Raw genomic sequence first — 20255 nt, forward strand, 5'->3', positions numbered from 1 at the left:
CTTATGACCTCCCCGGACACTGCTCAACGCCCCGCCCTGCGTTCGCAACGTTTGAACCAGATCACCCACGAGCCGCACACCAAGCTCGATGCCTTGGTCAAGGCCCACGCGCCGTTCGAAACCCAGGCCAACTTCGCCCGGTTCGTGGTGGCGCAGTATTTGTTCCAGTCGGAACTGGTGTCGCTATACAACGACGCCGAGCTGACCGCCATCGTCCCGGACCTGCCGGCACGCTGCCGTGCTGACGCAGCCAAGGCTGACCTGACGGATCTGGACACTGAAGTTCCGGCGCCGGTGGCTGGCGCGGTGAAAAACCCAAGCAAAGCTGCAGCCCTGGGTTGGTTGTTCGTTTCTGAAGGCTCGAAACTGGGCGCAGCGTTTTTGATCAAGCGCGCCGTTGGCCTGGGCTTGAGCGAAACCTTCGGCGCCCGTCACCTGGGTGAGCCGGCCGGTGGTCGCGCGCAGGGCTGGAAAAGCTTCGTCAAAACCCTCGACTCGCTGGAATTCAGTGCGCAGGAAGAAGTTGAAATCGAGCAAGCGGCGGTCGATGCGTTCAACCGCTTCACCGTGCTGCTGGAACAGGCCTACACCCCGGAACTCGCCTGATCACACACCCCTTGTAGGAGCGAGCGGTGCGGCGATCCGACTTGCCCGCGAAGGCGGTGTGTCAGTCGACATCAATAGCGCCTGATACACCGTTTTCGCGGGCAAGTCGGATCGCCGCACCGCTCGCTCCTACAAGGTATAAACGTCGACCTTATGACCCGCAAACACCCCGCCTCCTCCAAACTCGCCCGATTCCTGTTCGGCCTGCTGGCCTACGTCAGCCTGGGCATCGGCCTGATCGCGATTGTCGTGCCGGGCCTGCCGACCACCGAGTTCATCCTCCTCGCCGCCTGGGCCGCGACCAAAAGTTCGCCGCGCCTGAGTGCCTGGCTGGAAAACCATCGGCTGTTCGGGCCGATCCTGTGCAACTGGCGCAACGGCAAAATCATCGCCCGCCGGGCCAAGGTCAGCGCCACGGTCAGCATGTTGCTGTGCGCGGGGTTGATGCTGGTGATGCTGGAGCATGGCTGGCCGATTTACCTGGCGATTGCCGGTATGGGTCTGGGCAATCTGTGGATCTGGTCGCGACCGGAATCCACACCGCAACCTTCCTGACCCACACCAAGCCCCTGTTGTGACACTTATTGTGGCGAGGGGGCTTGCCCCCGTTGGGCTGCGAAGCGGCCCCAAAACCCGCCAGCTCATTATTTCTGTTGTACCGAGTTGCCGGATTGGCGACTGCTTCGCAGTCGAGCGGGAGCAAGCTCCCTCGCCACAGTTAGCGCCCTTACCACCAAGCTCCCTCGCCACAGTTAGCGCCCTCACCACCAAGCTCCCTCACCATAAATCACCGGAAATCTCCTGAATCCCAGCCCATTTCAGGGGATTGTCCTGCGCAAACGTTCACCTGATACCGTTCGTCTGCTTGGCCCTCATGCAAGCCCGGCCCACGCCGATGTGCATTAAATGGCGCTGAATGGACTTGGCAAGCGGGACCACTCCCGTCTCTTGGCCAACACCTCATCCATTTGCGAGTTCGCCCTATGTTCGACTCTCTGTCCATCCGCCTGAAAATCGTCCTGTTATCCGGTCTGTGCCTGCTCGGCGTCGTCGCGCTGATCGTCGGTATGAACATCTACCAGACCAACCAGAACGACGAACTGGTCAACGCCTCCAGCAGCAAAATGCTCACCGGCAGTGTGCAGAACCTGCTGCAGGCCAAAGCCGCCGAGCAAGCGGCGCGGGTACAGAAGACCTTCGGTGAAAGTCTGACGGTGGTCACGGCCCTGGCCGATCAGATCAAGGACATGCGCACCATGGCTGCCAAGCGTTCCCTGGACGCCGGCGCCCTACGCGAAGAGTTGAACCAGAGCCTGAAAACCGCTTTCGAGCGCAACAGCAAGGTGCTGGGGATCTGGCTGGCGTTCGAGCCTAATGGCCTGGACGGCAAGGACAGCGAGTTCGCCAATGACGCGGCGCGCCAGTCCAACGAATCCGGGCGTTTCGCCAGTTACTGGAGCCGCGCGGGCGGGGCCGGGCTCAATACGATCATGGTCGAAGACGACATGACCAAAACCACCCTGAGCCTCAGCGGCACGCCGTACAACAGCTGGTACACCTGCCCTCGCGACAACAAGCGCACGTGCTTGCTGGACCCGTATGCCGACACCGTCGGTGGCAAGGAAATGCTGATGACCACCATTTCCGTGCCGCTGCTGGTGGACGGCAAGGCCATCGGCGTGGTCGGCGTGGACATTGCCCTCGACGCGCTGCAAGCAGCAGCCGTGGATTCCCAGCGTGACCTGTTCAACGGCGCCGGCCATATGCTGATCGTCTCCGGCAGCGGTGTGCTCGCCGGTTACAGCGTCGACGCCGGCAAAGTCGGTAAAAGTATCGGCGACACCCTGGGCGCCGACGGCAAGGAAGTCCTGCAATTGCTCGGCAGCGGCACGCCGAAGATTCTCGAACAAGGTGAGCTGATCCGCGCGGTGTACCCGGTCAGCCCGATCAGCGATTCGAAAGCCTGGGGCGTGGTGATCGACTTGCCCAAACAAGTGCTGCTGGCCGACTCGGTGAAGCTGCAAGCGGTGCTCGATGACGCGCAACAAAGCGGCACCATCAAGGCCTTGCTGGTGGCCATCGCGGCCGGCCTGGTCGGTTTGCTGCTGATCTGGCTCACCGCGTCCGGCGTGACCCGGCCGATCAACAGCGTGGCCGAAATGCTCAAGGCCATTGCCAGCGGCGACGGCGACCTGACCCAACGCCTGCACTACAGCAAGAAAGACGAACTCGGTGAACTGGTGAGCTGGTTCAACCGTTTCCTCGACAAGCTGCAACCGACCATCGCCCAGATCAAACAAAGCATCACCGACGCCCGTGGCACCGCCGACCAGTCTTCGGAAATCGCCCGCCAGACCAGCGAAGGCATGCAGGTGCAGTTCCGCGAAATCGACCAGGTCGCCACCGCGTCCAACGAAATGAGCGCCACCGCCCACGACGTGGCCAACAGCGCGTCGAACGCCGCGAACGCGGCCAAGGGTGCCGACCAGTCGGCGCGCGATGGCATGCAGATCATCGAGCGCAGTACCCGCGACATCAATCTGCTGGCCGACGAAGTCAGCAAGGCAGTGACCGAAGTCGAAGCCCTCGCGGTGAACAGCGAGCAGATCGGTTCGGTGCTGGAAGTGATCCGCAGCATCGCCGAACAGACCAACCTGCTGGCCCTCAACGCCGCGATTGAAGCGGCCCGCGCCGGGGAAAGCGGTCGTGGTTTTGCGGTGGTGGCCGATGAGGTGCGCAACCTCGCCAAGCGCACCCAGGATTCGGTGGAAGAAATCCGCCTCGTCATTGAACGCATCCAGACCGCGACTCGCGGTGTGGTCGCGACCATGCATTCGAGCCAGACCCAGGCCCACAGCAACGCCGGGCAGATCCAGCAAGCCGTCCAGGCCCTGGGCAAGATCAGCGACGCGGTCACGGTGATCAGCGACATGAACCTGCAAATCGCCAGCGCCGCCGAACAGCAAAGCGCCGTGGCCGAAGAGGTCAACCGCAACGTCTCGGCGATTCGTACCGTCACTGAAACCCTGACCGGGCAGGCTACCGAATCGGCGCAGATCAGCAGCCAGCTCAATGCCCTGGCGACTCACCAGATGAAATTGATGGATCAGTTCCGGGTTTAAAACCCCCGCCCCCCTGCTTGATCGTGCTTGATCGTTCCCACGCTCCGCGTGGGAACGATCATCCTCTGGCCTGTCATCTGATTTGATCTATGATCGATCCCTCGTTCCGGAGGGCCTTCGATGACTGATTTACTCACGTCCATTCAAGCCGCACTCGGCTTGCCGCACACCCCGATTCCATTCACGTCGAGCGGCGCCCTGCCCTCGGCGTTTGCCGTCACCGACCTGGCTTGCGCCAGCATTGCCGCTGCCGGCCAGGCAGTCAGCGAATGGCTGCAGCAACACACCGGTCGCTTGCCCGGCCTTGAAGTCGACCGGCGTCTCGCCTCGTTCTGGTTCGCCACCTCGATCCGCCCCGTGGGCTGGAGCGTGCCGCCGCTGTGGGACCCGGTCGCCGGTGACTACGCGACGAAGGACGGCTGGATCCGCCTGCACACCAACGCCCCGCATCACCGCGCCGCCGCTGAAAACGTGCTCGGTACCTGTGCCGACCGCGCAGCGATGGCAAGTCAGGTGGCGAAGTGGGCCAAGACTGATCTGGAGCAGGCCGTGGTCGAGGCCGGTGGCTGCGCCGCCGAGATGCGCAGTTGGGCGCAATGGCAGGCTCATCCTCAGGGGATTGCGGTAAACGCCGAGCCGTTGATTCAGTTCAGCGCCAAGGGCAACGCCAAACCGTGGCAAGGCTCGGTGGCGCGACCGCTGGCCGGGATCAAGGTGCTGGATTTGACGCGTGTCCTTGCCGGTCCCGTCGCCAGTCGCTTCCTCGCCGGCCTCGGCGCCGATGTCTTGCGTATCGATCCGCCGACCTGGAATGAACCGGGCGTGGTGCCGGAAGTCACCCTCGGCAAACGCTGTGCGCGCCTGGATCTGCACGACAAGGCTGATCGCGCGGTGTTCGAAAGCCTGCTCAAGGACGCCGACATCCTGCTCCACGGCTACCGCGCCGATGCCCTGGAACGCCTGGGGTACGGGGTTGCCGAACGTCAACGCCTGGCCCCCGGCCTGATCGATGTCAGCCTCAACGCCTACGGCTGGAGCGGCCCGTGGCAGAACCGCCGGGGTTTCGACAGCCTGGTGCAGATGAGCAGCGGGATTGCCGAAGCCGGGATGCAGTGGAAGAAAGCGGACAAGCCGACGCCGTTACCGGTGCAGGCGCTGGATCACGCGACCGGGTATTTGATGGCGGCAGCAGCGATCAAGTTGTTGGGACAGGGCGGATCGGCGCGGTTGTCGTTGGCGCGGACGGCGAAGTTGTTGATTGAGCAGGGCGCCGGGACGGATGAAGCGTTGCGGGCCGAGGATGAGCATGACCAGGGGTTGTTGATCGAGCAGACACCTTGGGGACCGGCGCATCGGTTGCATGTGCCACTGAAAATCACCGGGACGCCGTTGCAATGGGCCATTGCGGCCTCGGAATTGGGTTCCCATCGGGCGCAGTGGTGGTGACCTGATCGTTCCCACGCTCTGCGTGGGCATGCAGCCCGGGACGCTCCGCATCCCATTGGAACGCGGAGCGTCCCTTGAGGCATTCCCACGCAGGAGTGTGGGAACGATCATCACGCCGATCGCCTGTAGGAGCAAAGCTTGCTCGCGATGAGGCCCGTCCAGTCGCCACACCCCCTCAGTCAACCCGACTCAGCGATGTCCAAAGCACCTGCGCCGCATACCCCCGAAACGGCCGCCACACCTGCGCCCGCTGCAACAACTCCCGCGCCGTCACCGGCCCGCCTTCCAGCGCTGCCAACGCATTGATCAACCCCACATCGCCGCTTGGAAACCCATCCATATCCCGCAACTGCCGCAACGCAATGTACTGCGCCGTCCAGTCGCCAATCCCGTGCAACGCCAGTAACCGCGCCACGCCACCTTCGCGCCCCGGCTCAAACAACAACGGATCATCGAGCAACGCCTGGGCCACGCCAGACAGCGTCCGCCCACGGCTTTTCGGCAGGCCCAATCTCGCCAGGTCCGCCGCCGCCAACACCCCGGCCTCAGGAAACACATGGGTCAGCCCCGACAGCGGGGAACGCAACGGCGCGCCATAGTGCGCCACCAGTTTCCCCGCCAACTTGATCGCTGCCACCACCGTAATCTGCTGCCCCAACACCGCGCGAATCGCCAACTCCAAGCCATCCCACGCCCCCGGCACCCGCAGCCCTGGACGCTCGGCCATCAAGCGCGCCATCAACGGATCTGTCGCCAAGTGCCGGTGAATCGAAGGCAGATCCGCATCCAGATCAAACATCCGCCGCAACCGCGCCACGATCTCGGGCACGGCGGTGGAGTCAGGAAAATCCAGCGTCACCTCCAGCGCATCGGCGCCCGCCGGTTTGATCGAAAACGTGCCGTGCACACCGTTCAAACCGATGCTGCGCGAGTACACGCCATTGACCACCGTCTCCATCCCGGTAATCGCCCGCGCCGACAAAAACCCGAGCATCGCCGCCCAGTCATAGGGTGGCTGATACGCCAGCAACACCCTCACAACGCCAGCAACCCGCTGTACAACCCATACGCCGCCAGCCCCGCCACGCCGACAACACAGGTGAAGATCCCCTTCTCGACATGCGTAAACAAGGGCTGCCCCTGCTCACGTTTGGCCTTGGCAAACAGAATCACCCCTGGGGCATACAGCAGCGCCGACAACAGCAAATACTTGACCCCGCTGGCATACAACAACCACACCGCATAACTCAGAGCGATACCGCCGATCAGCAGGTCTTTGGTGCGCTCGGCCGAGGCATGTTCGTAGGTTTCGCCGCGCCCGCTCAATAGCACCGCGTAGGCCGCCGACCACAGGTACGGCACCAGGATCATCGACGAGGCGAGGTAGATCAGGCTGGTGTAAGTCCCGGCAGAGACCAGCGTGATCAACAAGAAAATCTGGATCATCACGTTGGTCAGCCACAACGCATTGATCGGCACATGGTTGGCGTTTTCCTTGGTCAGGAATGCCGGCATGGTCTTGTCTTTCGCCGTGGCGAAGAGGATTTCGGCGCAGAGCAACGCCCACGACAACAGGGCCCCGAGCAGCGAAACCGCGAGGCCGATGCTGATCAGCAACGCGCCCCAGGGGCCGACGATATGTTCCAGCACCGCCGCCAGCGACGGGTTCTGCAGGGTGGCCAATTCGGGTTGGCTCATGATTCCCAGCGACAACACATTCACCAGCACCAGCAGCGCCAGCACCCCGAGGAAGCCGATCACCGTGGCCCGACCGACATCCGCACGCTTCTCGGCCCGGGCCGAGTAAACACTGGCGCCTTCGATGCCGATAAACACGAACACCGTCACCAGCATCATGTTGCGCACCTGGTCCATCACCCCGCCGAAGCTCGGGTTGCTCTGCCCCCAGATGTCCCGGGTGAAAATATCAGCCTTGAACGCTACGGCAGCAATGACGATGAACATAATCAGCGGCACGATTTTGGCCACGGCAGTCAGTTGATTGATGAACGCCGCCTCTTTGATACCGCGCATCACCAGAAAATGCACCGACCACAGCAACACCGAGGCGCAGCCAATGGCGATCGGCGTGTTGCCTTGGCCAAAGATCGGGAAAAAATAACCGAGGGTGCTGAACAGCAACACGAAGTAACCGACGCTGCCCATCCAGGCGCTGATCCAGTACCCCCACGCCGAGGAAAACCCCATGTAGTCGCCGAACCCGGCCTTGGCGTAGGCGTACACCCCGGAATCCAGTTCCGGTTTGCGATTGGCCAAGGTCTGGAACACGAACGCCAGGGTCAGCATGCCCACGGCGGTGATCGCCCAACCGATCAGGATCGCCCCGGCATCGGCCCGGGCTGCCATGTTTTGCGGCAGGGAAAAAATCCCGCCACCGATCATCGACCCCACCACCAGGGCGATCAACGCGCTCAGACGCAGCTTTTGTGTCGGTTGCGACATTCCTGAAACTCCGCTGGTCTCGATGTTTTAACTAAATAGATAAAGCGCAATAACGTTTAATAATTAACGCCCCTTGACGTCTTTTATTTATAACCGATCAATCTATGACATCGGCGTATAGCAGTTTTGTGCGTCAATCGTAATAAATCAATTCTGTACTGAAAACAGACGTCAAAAGTTGCTAATTCGTAAAAACGAACTAACTTCAAAAACTCAACGCGATACGCGTTATGCCTGCCCCCTCTCCGGAAGCCTCTGAACCGGGCTTTTCCAGCAATACAGTTATGCACGCGAAAAGTTCATAAGTCTTTCATTAACAATGGAATGTGCCCATGCACTGATCTATGTCAGCTGATTCAACAGTTAACAGATTTAATCTGTTGTCTCTCTTCTCCTGCATTGGAGTCATGCAATGTCTGCAACCCCCGGAAAACTAAGACTCGGTGCACTGGTCGCGCTGGTTGTCGGCTCAATGATTGGTGGCGGGATCTTCTCTTTGCCACAAAACATGGCCGCCAGTGCCGACGTCGGCGCGGTGCTGATTGGCTGGGCAATTACCGCCGTCGGTATGCTGACCCTCGCGTTCGTCTTTCAAACCCTGGCCAATCGCAAACCGAACCTGGACGGCGGGGTCTACGCCTACGCCAAGGCCGGTTTCGGCGACTACATGGGTTTCTCGTCGGCCTGGGGTTACTGGATCAGTGCCTGGCTGGGCAACGTCGGTTACTTCGTGTTGCTGTTCAGCACCCTCGGTTATTTCTTCCCGGTCTTCGGTGAAGGCAATACCGTTGCTGCGGTGATCGGTGCTTCGGTACTGCTCTGGGCCGTGCACTTCCTGGTATTGCGCGGGATCAAAGAAGCGGCGTTCATCAACCTGGTGACCACCGTCGCCAAGGTCGTGCCGCTGCTGCTGTTTGTGCTGATTGCGGTGTTCGCGTTCAAACTGGACATCTTCACCGCTGACATCTGGGGCACGAAAAACACCAGCCTGGGCAGCGTGATGAACCAGGTGCGCAACATGATGCTGGTCACCGTCTGGGTGTTCATCGGCATCGAAGGCGCGAGCATCTTCTCGGCCCGGGCGGAAAAACGCAGCGACGTCGGTAAAGCCACCGTGATCGGCTTCATCACCGTACTGTTGTTTCTGGTGCTGGTGAATGTGTTGTCGCTGGGGATCATGACCCAACCGGAACTGGCCAAGTTGCAGAACCCGTCGATGGCGGCGGTGCTGGAACACGTGGTCGGCCATTGGGGCGCGGTGCTGATCAGCGTCGGCCTGATCATCTCCTTGCTCGGTGCGCTGCTGTCGTGGGTGCTGCTGTGTGCGGAGATCATGTTCGCCGCCGCCAAGGACCACACCATGCCGGCGTTCCTGCGCAAGGAAAACGCCAACCACGTGCCGGTCAACGCGCTGTGGCTGACCAACGCGATGGTGCAGATATTCCTGATCATCACGCTGTTTTCGGCCAGCACTTACCTGTCGCTGATCTACCTCGCCACTTCGATGATCCTGGTGCCGTACCTGTGGTCGGCAGCCTATGCGCTGCTGCTGGCGGTGCGTGGCGAAACCTATGAAAAAGCCCTGGCCGAACGCAAGAAAGACCTGCTCATCGCGGGCATCGCGGTGATCTACGCGGTCTGGTTGCTGTACGCCGGCGGCATCAAATACCTGCTGCTCTCCGCGTTGCTCTACGCCCCCGGCGCGATCCTGTTCGCCAAGGCCAAGATCGAAGTGGGCAAACCGGTTTTCACCAACGTCGAGAAGCTGATTTTCGCCGCCGTCGTCGTGGGCGCCCTGGTGGCGGCCTACGGGCTGTATGACGGCTTCCTGACTCTGTAAGAGCTGATTGTTTCAATCTGGAGGATCACTGTAATGACCACGGAAAAAGTGAAGTACGGCGTACATTCCGAAGCCGGCAAACTGCGCAAAGTCATGGTTTGCTCCCCAGGCCTGGCCCACCAGCGGCTGACCCCGAACAACTGCGACGAACTGCTGTTCGACGACGTGCTGTGGGTCGCCCAGGCCAAGCGTGACCATTTCGATTTCGTCACCAAGATGCGTGAACGCAATGTCGACGTGCTGGAAATGCACAACCTGCTGACCGACATCGTCGCGATCCCGGAAGCGCTGGACTGGATTCTGGAACGCAAGATCACCGCCAACTCGGTCGGCCTCGGTCTGGTCAATGAAGTGGGTTCGTGGCTGCGTAGCCTGGAGCCGCGCAAGATCGCCGAGTTCCTGATCGGCGGCGTGTCTGCCGATGATCTGCCGAACAGTTTCGGTGGCAAGACCATCGAAATGTTCCGCGATTTCCTCGGCCACTCCAGCTTCATTCTGCCGCCGCTGCCCAACACCCAGTTCACCCGCGACACCACCTGCTGGATCTTCGGTGGCGTGACCCTGAACCCGATGTACTGGCCGGCGCGCCGCCAGGAAACCCTGCTGGCCAGCGCCATCTACAAATTCCACCCCGAGTTCACCAACGCCGACTTCCAGGTCTGGTACGGCGACCCGGATCAGGAACACGGCAACGCCACGCTCGAAGGCGGCGACGTGATGCCGCTCGGCAACGGCGTGGTCTTGATCGGCATGGGCGAACGCTCGTCCCGCCAGGCCATCGGCCAACTGGCGCTGAACCTGTTCAAGCACAACGCCGTGGAGCGGGTGATCGTTGCCGGCCTGCCGAAGTCCCGCGCAGCGATGCACCTGGACACCGTGTTCAGCTTCTGCGACCGCGACCTCGTGACCATCTTCCCGGAAGTGGTCAACCAGATCGTCGCCTTCACCCTGCGCCCTGACGACAGCAAACCGGGCGGCATCGACATCCGCCGCGAAGAAACCAACTTCCTCGACACCGTGGCCGCTGCCCTCAATCTCAAGACCCTGCGCGTGGTGGAAACCGGTGGCAACAGCTTCGCCGCCGAGCGCGAGCAATGGGATGACGGCAACAACGTGGTGGCCCTGGAGCCCGGCGTGGTGATCGGTTACGACCGCAACACCTACACCAACACCTTGCTGCGCAAGGCTGGCGTGGAAGTCATCACCATCAGCGCCGGCGAACTCGGACGCGGCCGTGGCGGCGGCCACTGCATGACCTGCCCGATCATTCGCGACCCCATCGACTATTAATTCGTATGGCCTGCTTCGCGCTTATAAAGCGTGGAGCCGGCGGATAACCGAAACCCAAGGAGATCCAAATCATGGCTTTTAACATGCGCAACCGCAGCCTGCTGAGCTTGATGCACCACACCACTCGCGAGCTCAACTACCTGATCGACCTGTCCCGTGACCTCAAACGCGCCAAGTACACCGGCACCGAACGAGCGCACCTCAAAGGCAAGAACATCGCGCTGATCTTCGAAAAAACCTCGACCCGCACCCGTTGCGCGTTCGAAGTCGCGGCCCATGACCAAGGCGCCCACGTCACCTACATCGACCCGGTGTCGTCGCAGATCGGCCATAAAGAAAGCATGAAAGACACCGCCCGCGTGCTGGGGCGGATGTTCGACGCCATCGAGTACCGTGGCTTCGAACAGGAAATCGTCGAAGAGCTGGCCAAGTTTGCCGGCGTGCCGGTGTTCAACGGCCTGACCGCTGAATTCCACCCGACGCAAATGATCGCCGACACCCTGACCATGCGCGAGCACAGCGACAAGCCGCTGCATGAAATCAGCTACGCGTACCTTGGCGATGCGCGCTACAACATGGGCAACTCGTTGCTGATGATCGGCGCCAAACTCGGCATGGACGTGCGCATCGGCGCGCCGAAAGCGCTGTGGCCGCATCAGGACTTCATCGACCAGTGCCAAGCCTTCGCTATCGAGAGCGGCGCACGTATCACCATCACCGAAGACCCGAAAGAAGCGGTCAAGGGCGTGGACTTCATCCACACCGACATCTGGGTGTCGATGGGTGAACCGGTAGAAGCGTGGGACGAGCGCATCGAGCAACTGCTGCCGTACCAGGTCAACACCGCGATGATGAAAGCCTCGGGCAACCCGCGCGTGAAGTTCATGCACTGCCTGCCGGCGTTCCACAACAGTGAAACCAAGGTCGGCAAGGACATCGCCGCACGTTATCCGCACCTGGCCAATGGCGTTGAGGTGACTGAAGAAGTCTTCGAATCGCCAGCCAACATCGCCTTCGAGCAAGCGGAAAACCGCATGCACACGATCAAGGCAATATTGGTGTCGGCGCTGGCGGATATCTAAGGACCGACGCGCTGATCGTTCCCACGGTCCCCGTGGGAATGCAGCCCGGGACGCTCCGCGTCCCCTGTGACGCAGAGCGTCACCGGATGCATTCCCGCGCAGAGCGTGGGAACGATCATCGTGTTGCTCGCTCCCTCTTTGAAAGGACTGCATTATGCGTATCGTCGTTGCCCTGGGCGGTAACGCCCTGCTCCGCCGTGGTGAACCCATGACCGCGGACAATCAACGCGCCAACATCCGCGTCGCCACCGAACAGATCGCCAGGATCTACCCCGGCAACCAACTGGTCATCGCCCACGGCAATGGCCCGCAAGTCGGCCTGCTGTCGTTGCAAGCGGCGGCCTACACCTCGGTTTCGCCTTACCCGCTGGACGTGCTCGGTGCCGAAACCGAAGGCATGATCGGCTACATCATCGAACAGGAACTGGGCAACCTGCTGGACTTCGAAGTGCCGTTCGCCACCCTGCTGACCCAGGTTGAAGTCGACGCCAAGGACCCCGCGTTCCAGAACCCGACCAAACCCATCGGCCCGGTCTACGCGAAAGCCGAAGCGGAAAAACTCGCCGCCGAGAAAGGCTGGGCAATCGCCCCGGACGGCGACAAATATCGCCGCGTGGTGGCCAGCCCACGGCCGAAACGCATCTTCGAAATCCGCCCGATCAAGTGGTTGCTGGACAAGGGCAGCATCGTGATCTGCGCTGGCGGTGGCGGCATTCCGACGATGTACGGCGCCAGCGGCAAGCTTGAAGGCGTGGAAGCGGTGATCGACAAGGACCTGTGCTCGGCGCTGCTGGCCGAACAGCTGGAAAGTGATTTATTGGTGATCGCCACCGACGTCAACGCCGCGTTCATCGACTTCGGCAAACCGACCCAGAAAGCCATCGCCCAGGCCCACCCCGACGCCATGGAAAAACTCGGCTTCGCCGCCGGCTCCATGGGACCGAAGGTCCAGGCTGCCTGCGAGTTCGCCCGCCATACTGGCAAAGTCGCGGTCATCGGTTCACTCTCGGACATCGAAGCGATCGTCCAGGGCACAGCCGGCACCCGCATCAGCACGGCGACGCCCGGCATTACTTACCGCTGAAAAGAAACTCCGCGGCAGGCCCGGGGTCTGCCGTTCTCCAATGCCTTCGAAGGAGAGATGTTTATGGCTACGTTCGAACCCGGTCACTTGCATATCGAGCGCCACGCGCTGAATGACGACGATGTCAGCTACAACCTGTGCATTGACTATGAAGTCACCCAGGATCCGGAAAAAGGCATGCAGTTCACCATGCACGGCAACATCCTGGGCAAGGACATGGAAGAGTCATTTTTCCTGCCCAAGGATCAGGCCTATAACTTTGCCAGCAACGTGACGAAAATCGCCGAGAAATACGGGGTTCCCAAGACCCACAGCGGCATTGGCGCGGTGCACAAGCATTACGATGCGATGTTTGAAGACGTGCGGGTGCAACTGGATATGAAATCCGGTGATCCGGTGAACCCCGAACACCTCGAATAACCCCCGAATCCTGTCGCTGATCGTTCCCACGCTCTGCGTGGGAATGCCGCAACGGACGCTCCGCGTTCGGCTCTGAAGGGACGCGGAGCGTCCCGGGCTGCATTCCTTTGCTGCGCGTGGGAACGATCATCCGCCCGGGATTTCACCTAACCCCCTCCTCCAAGGCATACTTGCCACCCTCCGCACGTCAGAACCAAAAACCGCCCCATGCGTATCCACGTCAGCTTCATCGACCGCGTCGGCATTACCCAGGAAGTCCTGGCCTTGCTCGGTGGGCGCAATCTCAATCTGGATGCGGTGGAAATGGTCCCGCCCAACGTCTACATCGACGCCCCGACCCTGAGTCCGGAAGTCCTTGAAGAGCTGCGCGATGCGTTGCTCAGCGTGCGCGGCGTGCAGGCGATGACGGTGGTCGACATCCTGCCCGGCCAACGCCGGCACTTGCAGCTCGACGCCTTGCTCGCGGCCATGACCGACCCGGTGCTGGCCCTCGACAGCGCCGGCAAGGTCCTGCTGGCCAACCCGGCACTGATTGCCCTGTACGGTCGCGAACCGGCAGGAGAAAGCATCGCCGACTTGTTTGCCGATCCAGCCTTGCTCGATACCTTGCTGGAAAACGGCTTCCGCCTGCCGCTGCGGGAAATCACCGTCAACGGCCAGACCTTGCTGCTGGACGCCACGCCGATCACCGACGCCGGCGCCTTGCTGACCCTGTACCAACCGAACCGTATCGGCGAACGCCTGTCGGCCCTGCACCACGACCACGCCGAAGGTTTCGATGCGTTGCTCGGCGAATCCCCGGCCATCCGCACGCTCAAGGCTCGCGCTCAACGTGTCGCGGCTCTCGATGCGCCGCTGTTGATCCAGGGCGAAACCGGCACCGGCAAAGAACTGGTGGCCCGGGCTTGCCACGCCATCAGTGCGCGGCACAGTGCGCCGTTCCTGGCGTTGAACTGCGCGGCATTGCCGGAGAACCTCGCCGAAAGCGAACTGTTCGGCTACGCCCCTGGCGCTTTCACAGGCGCGCAACGGGGCGGTAAACCGGGGCTGATGGAACTGGCGAACCAGGGCACGGTGTTTCTCGATGAGATTGGCGAGATGTCGCCGTACTTGCAGGCGAAGTTGCTGCGATTCTTGAACGACGGCAGCTTCCGTCGGGTCGGCGGTGATCGCGAGGTGAAGGTCAACGTGCGCATCCTCAGCGCCACCCACCGCGACCTGGAAAAAATGGTCAGCGAAGGCACCTTCCGCGAAGACCTGTTCTACCGCCTCAATGTCCTCAACGTCGAAGTCCCGCCCCTGCGCGAACGCGGCCAGGACATTCTGCTGCTGGCCCGCTACTTCATGCAGCAGGCCTGCGCGCAGATCCAGCGCCCGGTCTGTCGCCTGGCGCCGGGCACCTATCCGGCGCTGCTGGGCAACCGCTGGCCGGGCAACGTGCGGCAATTGCAGAACGTGATCTTCCGCGCCGCGGCGATTTGCGAGAGCAGCCTGGTGGACATCGGCGACCTCGACATCGCCGGCACCTCGGTGGCGCGCCAAAGCGACAGCGAAGTGGATAGCCTCGAACAGGCCATGGAAGAGTTCGAGAAAACCCTGCTGGAAAAACTCTACGTCAGCTACCCCTCGACCCGGCAACTGGCGAGCAGACTGCAAACCTCCCACACCGCGATCGCCCACCGGTTGCGCAAGTACGGCATTCCCAACAAGCCCTGAGACTTGATCGTTCCCACGCTCTGCGTGGGAATGCAGCCCGGGACGCTCTGCGTCCCAAAGCGGACGCGACGCGTCGATTGAGGCATTCCCACGCGGAGCATGGGAACGATCCAAGCTTCTAACCTGTTTAAAAGCGACCTTCATCTGTACTGAAAGCGCTACAGCGGAACGATATCGATACACCCTCCTTAGATCACCGCTGTGCAAGGCTTTGATCCCATTACGCTTTTTTCTTTGCTTTGAGCTGTAGCGATTTCGCTACAGACATTTCAATCACTCGTTCACCAAAAACTCCTAACCCGTTGATATTTAAAGACTTAATAACCTTGGCCGCGTTCTTGCTTAGTAACCATCTATAAAGAAGGGCTTTAGCCCAAGCATTCAATCGCGTCCACCAGACGAGTCTGGCCCCCTTAGGAGTTTCCATGAGCGAGTTGCGTTTTACTGAAGATCACGAATGGCTGCGCACTGAAGCTGACGGCAGCGTCACAGTCGGCATCACCGCTTTCGCGCAGAACGCCTTGGGCGACGTGGTTTTCGTACAACTGCCTGAGCTGCAGTCCTACGACAAAGGCGCTGAAGCCGCCACCGTGGAATCGGTTAAAGCCGCCAGCGGCGTGTACATGCCCCTCGACGGTGAAGTGCTGGAAGTGAACCCGGCGCTCGACAGCAGCCCTGAACTGGTCAACGAAGATCCGCTGGGCGAAGGCTGGTTCTTCCGCTTCCAGCCAACCGACGCCTCGGCCGTTGCCAAATTGCTCGATCAGGACGCCTACGACCGTCTGATCAAAGCCAACGCCGAAGCCTGAGGAACCGACATGACTCAAGTAAATCTCAGCACCGCCAACGAATTCATCGCCCGCCACATCGGCCCGCGTTCCGGCGATGAGCAAGCCATGCTCAACAGCCTCGGTTTCGACTCCCTGGAAGCCCTGAGCGCCAGCGTCATCCCCGAAAGCATCAAAGGCACCAGCGTCCTCGGCCTGGACGATGGCCTGAGCGAAGCCGACGCCTTGGCGTTGATCAAAGGCATCGCCGCCAAGAACCAGCTGTTCAAGACCTACATCGGCCAGGGCTACTACGGCACCCACACGCCGTCGCCGATCCTGCGCAACCTGCTGGAAAACCCGGCCTGGTACACCGCTTACACCCCGTACCAACCGGAGATTTCCCAGGGCCGTCTCGAAGCGCTGCTGAACTTCCAGACCCTGATCAGCGACCTCACCGGCCTGCCGATCGCCAACGCTTCCCTGCTCGACGAAGCCACCGCCGCTGCCGAAGCCATGACCTTCTGCAAACGCCTGAGCAAGAACAAGGGCAGCCACGCCTTCTTCGCTTCCGTGCATTGCCACCCGCAAACCCTCGACGTGCTGCGCACCCGTGCCGAGCCGTTGGGCATCGACGTGGTGGTCGGCGACGAACTGGAACTGACCGACGTAACGCCGTTCTTCGGCGCGCTGCTGCAATACCCGGCGAGCAACGGTGATGTCTTCGACTACCGCGAACTGACCGAACGCTTCCATGCTGCCAACGCGTTGGTCGCCGTCGCGGCTGACCTGCTGGCCCTGACCGTACTGACGCCACCGGGCGAATTCGGTGCCGACGTGGCCATCGGCAGCGCCCAACGCTTCGGCGTGCCGCTGGGTTTTGGTGGCCCGCACGCGGCTTACTTCTCGACGAAAGATGCGTTCAAACGTGACATGCCGGGCCGTCTGGTCGGCGTCTCCGTGGACCGTTTCGGCAAGCCGGCCCTGCGCCTGGCCATGCAGACCCGCGAGCAACATATTCGTCGCGAGAAGGCTACGTCGAACATCTGCACCGCCCAGGTGCTGTTGGCCAACATCGCCAGCATGTACGCCGTTTACCACGGCCCCAAAGGCCTGACCCAGATTGCCAACCGCATTCATCACCTGACGGCGATTCTGGCCAAAGGCTTGAGCGCAATCGGTCTGACGGTTGAGCAAGCAAACTTCTTCGACACGCTGACTCTGAACACTGGCGCTAACACTGCCGCATTGCACGACAAGGCTCGCGCCCAGCAGATCAACCTGCGCGTCGTCGATGCTCAACGCCTGGGCCTGTCCCTCGACGAAACCACCTCGCAAGCCGACGTGGAAACCCTGTGGGCCCTGCTGTCCGACGGCAAAACCCTGCCGGACTTCGCCGCCCTCGCCGCCTCCGTTCAAAGCACCATCCCGGCCGCGCTGGTTCGCCAATCGCCGATCCTCAGCCACCCGGTGTTCAACCGTTACCACTCGGAAACCGAGCTGATGCGCTACCTGCGCAAACTCGCCGACAAGGACCTGGCCCTGGATCGCACCATGATCCCGCTGGGTTCGTGCACCATGAAACTCAACGCCGCCAGCGAAATGATCCCGGTGACCTGGGCTGAATTCGGGGCCCTGCACCCGTTCGCCCCAGCCGAACAAAGCGCCGGTTATCAGCAACTGACCGATGAACTGGAAGCGATGCTCTGCGCCGCCACCGGTTACGACTCGATCTCGCTGCAACCGAACGCCGGTTCCCAAGGTGAATACGCTGGCCTGTTGGCGATCCGTGCCTATCACCAGAGCCGTGGCGAAGACCGTCGCGACATCTGCCTGATCCCGTCGTCCGCCCACGGCACCAACCCGGCCACCGCCAACATGGCCGGCATGCGCGTGGTTGTGACCGCGTGCGATGCCCGTGGCAACGTCGACATCGAAGACCTGCGCGCCAAGGCCATCGAGCACCGTGAACACCTCGCGGCATTGATGATCACGTACCCGTCGACCCACGGCGTGTTCGAAGAAGGCATCCGCGAAATCTGCGGCATCATTCATGACCACGGCGGCCAGGTGTACATCGACGGCGCGAACATGAACGCAATGGTCGGCCTCTGCGCGCCGGGCAAGTTCGGCGGCGACGTGTCGCACCTGAACCTGCACAAAACCTTCTGCATTCCCCACGGCGGTGGCGGCCCGGGCGTTGGTCCGATTGGCGTGAAATCGCACCTGACGCCGTTCCTGCCGGGTCACGGCACCATGGAGCGCAAGGAAGGCGCGGTCTGCGCGGCACCGTTCGGCAGCGCGAGCATTTTGCCGATCACCTGGATGTACATCCGGATGATGGGTGGCGCGGGTCTCAAGCGCGCTTCGCAACTGGCGATCCTGAATGCCAACTACATTTCCCGTCGCCTGGAAGAGCATTACCCAGTGCTGTACACCGGCAGCAACGGCCTGGTGGCGCACGAATGCATCCTCGACCTGCGTCCGCTGAAAGACAGCAGCGGCATCAGCGTCGATGACGTGGCCAAGCGCCTGATCGACTTCGGTTTCCACGCGCCAACCATGTCGTTCCCGGTGGCTGGCACGTTGATGATCGAGCCGACCGAAAGCGAATCCAAGGAAGAACTGGACCGCTTCTGCGACGCCATGATCCGCATCCGCGAAGAAATCCGCGCGGTGGAAAACGGCACGCTGGACAAGGAAGACAACCCGCTGAAAAACGCCCCGCATACGGCGGCGGAGATTGTTGGCGAGTGGACGCATCCGTACAGCCGTGAGCAAGCGGTGTACCCGGTTGCATCGTTGATCGACGGCAAATACTGGCCACCGGTCGGTCGCGTCGACAACGTGTTTGGCGATCGCAACCTGGTGTGCGCCTGCCCGTCGATCGAAAGCTACGCTTAAGAAAAGCAGCTTCAAGTCGCAAGCTTCAAGCTGCAAGAAAGAGCTGATCAGCTTCTAACTTGCCGCTTGTAGCTTGCTGCTTGCCGCTACTCCACTGGAGTTCACCATGTCATTAAGCGTGTTCGACCTGTTCAAGATTGGCATCGGCCCCTCCAGCTCCCACACCGTCGGCCCGATGCGTGCCGCTGCGCGTTTCGCCGAAGGTCTGCGCCGTGAAGGGCTACTGGCCGCGACCACCTGCGTCAAAGTCGAGCTCTACGGCTCGCTCGGCGCCACGGGTAAAGGACACGGCAGCGACAAGGCTGTGCTGCTCGGCCTGGAAGGCGAACACCCGGACACCGTGAACACCGAAACCGTCGCCGCCCGCCTGCAAGAAATTCGCGGCAACGGTCGTTTGAACCTGCTCGGCGAACACAGCATTGCGTTCAACGAGAAAGAACACCTGGCGATGATCCGCAAACCATTGCCCTATCACCCCAATGGCATGATCTTTCGTGCCTTTGACGCCGCAGGCCTGCAAGTGCGCAGCCGCGAGTACTACTCGGTGGGCGGCGGGTTTGTCGTCGATGAAGACGCCGCCGGCGCCGACCGCATCGTCGAAGACGCCACGCCGCTGACCTTTCCGTTCAAAAGCGCCAAGGATCTGCTCACTCACTGCACCACCTACGGCTTGTCGATCAGCCAGGTGATGCTGACCAACGAAAGCGCCTGGCGCCCGGAAGCGGAAACCCGCGCCGGCCTGCTGAATATCTGGCAAGTGATGCAGGACTGCGTCGCCGCCGGTTGCCGCAACGAAGGCATCCTGCCCGGCGGCTTGAAGGTCAAGCGTCGGGCGGCGGCGTTGCATCGGCAACTGTGCAAGAACCCGGAATCGGCCCTGCGCGATCCACTGTCGGTGCTGGACTGGGTCAACCTCTATGCGCTGGCAGTCAACGAAGAAAACGCCAATGGCGGGCGCGTGGTGACGGCGCCCACTAACGGTGCAGCGGGGATCGTCCCGGCGGTGTTGCATTACTACATGCGCTTCATCCCCGGCGCCAACGAAGACGGCGTGGTGCGGTTTCTGCTGACGGCTGCGGCCATTGGCATTCTCTATAAGGAAAACGCCTCGATCTCCGGCGCCGAAGTCGGCTGTCAGGGTGAAGTCGGCGTCGCTTGCTCGATGGCGGCCGGGGCGTTGTGCGAAGTCCTCGGCGGCAGCGTGCAACAAGTGGAAAACGCCGCTGAAATCGGCATGGAACACAACCTCGGCCTGACCTGCGACCCGATTGGCGGCCTCGTTCAGGTGCCGTGCATCGAGCGCAACGCCATGGGCTCGGTGAAAGCCATCAACGCGGTGCGCATGGCATTGCGCGGTGACGGGCAACACTTCGTCTCGCTGGATAAGGTCATCCGCACCATGCGCCAGACCGGCGCCGACATGAAAAGCAAATACAAGGAAACCGCCCGTGGCGGTTTGGCGGTCAACATCATCGAGTGCTGATGCAGGCATCCGCACTATTTTCAGGAGCTGAA

16 protein-coding genes are annotated in these 20255 nt (G+C 61.5%); 13 read left to right on the forward strand and 3 right to left on the reverse strand.

Annotated features, from left to right (window positions below; translation table 11 throughout):
• Positions 1 to 3 precede the first annotated feature (3 nt).
• The 4 genes from ACY4LX_RS26300 (at position 4) to ACY4LX_RS26315 (ending at position 5174) form a co-directional block, all read left to right on the forward strand.
• Positions 4 to 606, forward strand: a complete 603-nt coding sequence (locus tag ACY4LX_RS26300) for a biliverdin-producing heme oxygenase (protein ID WP_463258275.1) — start codon at positions 4 to 6, stop codon at positions 604 to 606.
• 153 nt (positions 607 to 759) lie between these two features.
• Positions 760 to 1161, forward strand: a complete 402-nt coding sequence (locus ACY4LX_RS26305) for a YbaN family protein (RefSeq protein WP_463258276.1) — start codon at positions 760 to 762, stop codon at positions 1159 to 1161.
• A gap of 428 nt (positions 1162 to 1589) precedes the next feature.
• A complete protein-coding gene (locus ACY4LX_RS26310; RefSeq protein WP_463258277.1) occupies positions 1590 to 3728 on the forward strand; it encodes a methyl-accepting chemotaxis protein in 2139 nt (712 codons plus the stop codon).
• Between the two features lie 120 nt (positions 3729 to 3848).
• Positions 3849 to 5174, forward strand: coding sequence for a CoA transferase (locus tag ACY4LX_RS26315; RefSeq protein ID WP_463258278.1), 1326 nt, complete (start codon positions 3849 to 3851; stop codon positions 5172 to 5174).
• Positions 5175 to 5349: 175 nt separating this feature from the next.
• Here the strand turns inward: ACY4LX_RS26315 and ACY4LX_RS26320 are convergent, their stop codons facing one another.
• Positions 5350 to 6213: a DNA-3-methyladenine glycosylase family protein gene (locus ACY4LX_RS26320; RefSeq protein ID WP_463258279.1), complete on the reverse strand. Its 864-nt coding sequence runs from the start codon at positions 6211 to 6213 to the stop codon at positions 5350 to 5352.
• Positions 6210 to 7637: an arginine-ornithine antiporter gene (arcD, locus tag ACY4LX_RS26325; RefSeq protein WP_149657869.1), complete on the reverse strand. Its 1428-nt coding sequence runs from the start codon at positions 7635 to 7637 to the stop codon at positions 6210 to 6212. The genes ACY4LX_RS26320 and arcD (ACY4LX_RS26325) overlap by 4 nt, the downstream gene beginning before the upstream one ends.
• Positions 7638 to 8049: 412 nt before the next feature.
• On the opposite strand from arcD (ACY4LX_RS26325), the gene arcD (ACY4LX_RS26330) reads away from it, so the two are divergent.
• The 6 genes from arcD (ACY4LX_RS26330) (at position 8050) to ACY4LX_RS26355 (ending at position 15069) form a co-directional block, all read left to right on the forward strand.
• A complete protein-coding gene (gene arcD / locus ACY4LX_RS26330) occupies positions 8050 to 9477 on the forward strand; it encodes an arginine-ornithine antiporter (RefSeq protein ID WP_463258280.1) in 1428 nt (475 codons plus the stop codon).
• 33 nt (positions 9478 to 9510) lie between these two features.
• Complete coding sequence (gene arcA / locus ACY4LX_RS26335; protein WP_149657871.1) at positions 9511 to 10767, forward strand: arginine deiminase; 1257 nt, start codon at positions 9511 to 9513, stop codon at positions 10765 to 10767.
• Between the two features lie 71 nt (positions 10768 to 10838).
• Positions 10839 to 11849, forward strand: coding sequence for an ornithine carbamoyltransferase (locus ACY4LX_RS26340; RefSeq protein ID WP_123409270.1), 1011 nt, complete (start codon positions 10839 to 10841; stop codon positions 11847 to 11849).
• A gap of 154 nt (positions 11850 to 12003) precedes the next feature.
• Positions 12004 to 12933 carry a carbamate kinase gene (gene arcC / locus ACY4LX_RS26345; RefSeq protein ID WP_149657872.1) on the forward strand — a complete coding sequence of 310 codons (930 nt, stop codon included), beginning with the start codon at positions 12004 to 12006 and terminating at the stop codon, positions 12931 to 12933.
• A 63-nt stretch (positions 12934 to 12996) separates the two neighbouring features.
• The gene (locus tag ACY4LX_RS26350; RefSeq protein ID WP_463258281.1) at positions 12997 to 13353 is read left to right on the forward strand and encodes a DUF5064 family protein; all 357 of its coding nucleotides are present in this window, start codon (positions 12997 to 12999) and stop codon (positions 13351 to 13353) included.
• A gap of 207 nt (positions 13354 to 13560) precedes the next feature.
• Positions 13561 to 15069 (forward strand): sigma-54-dependent transcriptional regulator, encoded by a 1509-nt coding sequence (locus tag ACY4LX_RS26355; protein ID WP_149657874.1) that lies wholly within the window; start codon positions 13561 to 13563, stop codon positions 15067 to 15069.
• 220 nt (positions 15070 to 15289) lie between these two features.
• Here the strand turns inward: ACY4LX_RS26355 and ACY4LX_RS26360 are convergent, their stop codons facing one another.
• Positions 15290 to 15496: a hypothetical protein gene (locus tag ACY4LX_RS26360; protein ID WP_149657876.1), complete on the reverse strand. Its 207-nt coding sequence runs from the start codon at positions 15494 to 15496 to the stop codon at positions 15290 to 15292.
• On the opposite strand from ACY4LX_RS26360, the gene gcvH reads away from it, so the two are divergent.
• From gcvH to ACY4LX_RS26375, 3 genes are all read left to right on the forward strand, one after another.
• Positions 15495 to 15878, forward strand: coding sequence for a glycine cleavage system protein GcvH (gcvH, locus tag ACY4LX_RS26365; RefSeq protein WP_008027813.1), 384 nt, complete (start codon positions 15495 to 15497; stop codon positions 15876 to 15878). The genes ACY4LX_RS26360 and gcvH overlap by 2 nt on opposite strands.
• A 9-nt stretch (positions 15879 to 15887) precedes the next feature.
• Complete coding sequence (gcvP, locus tag ACY4LX_RS26370) at positions 15888 to 18740, forward strand: aminomethyl-transferring glycine dehydrogenase (RefSeq protein WP_463258282.1); 2853 nt, start codon at positions 15888 to 15890, stop codon at positions 18738 to 18740.
• Between the two features lie 106 nt (positions 18741 to 18846).
• The gene (locus ACY4LX_RS26375) at positions 18847 to 20223 is read left to right on the forward strand and encodes an L-serine ammonia-lyase (RefSeq protein WP_463258283.1); all 1377 of its coding nucleotides are present in this window, start codon (positions 18847 to 18849) and stop codon (positions 20221 to 20223) included.
• The last annotated feature ends 32 nt before the right edge of the window (positions 20224 to 20255 follow it).

It is taken from the genome of Pseudomonas sp. Emmai (assembly GCF_055179735.1).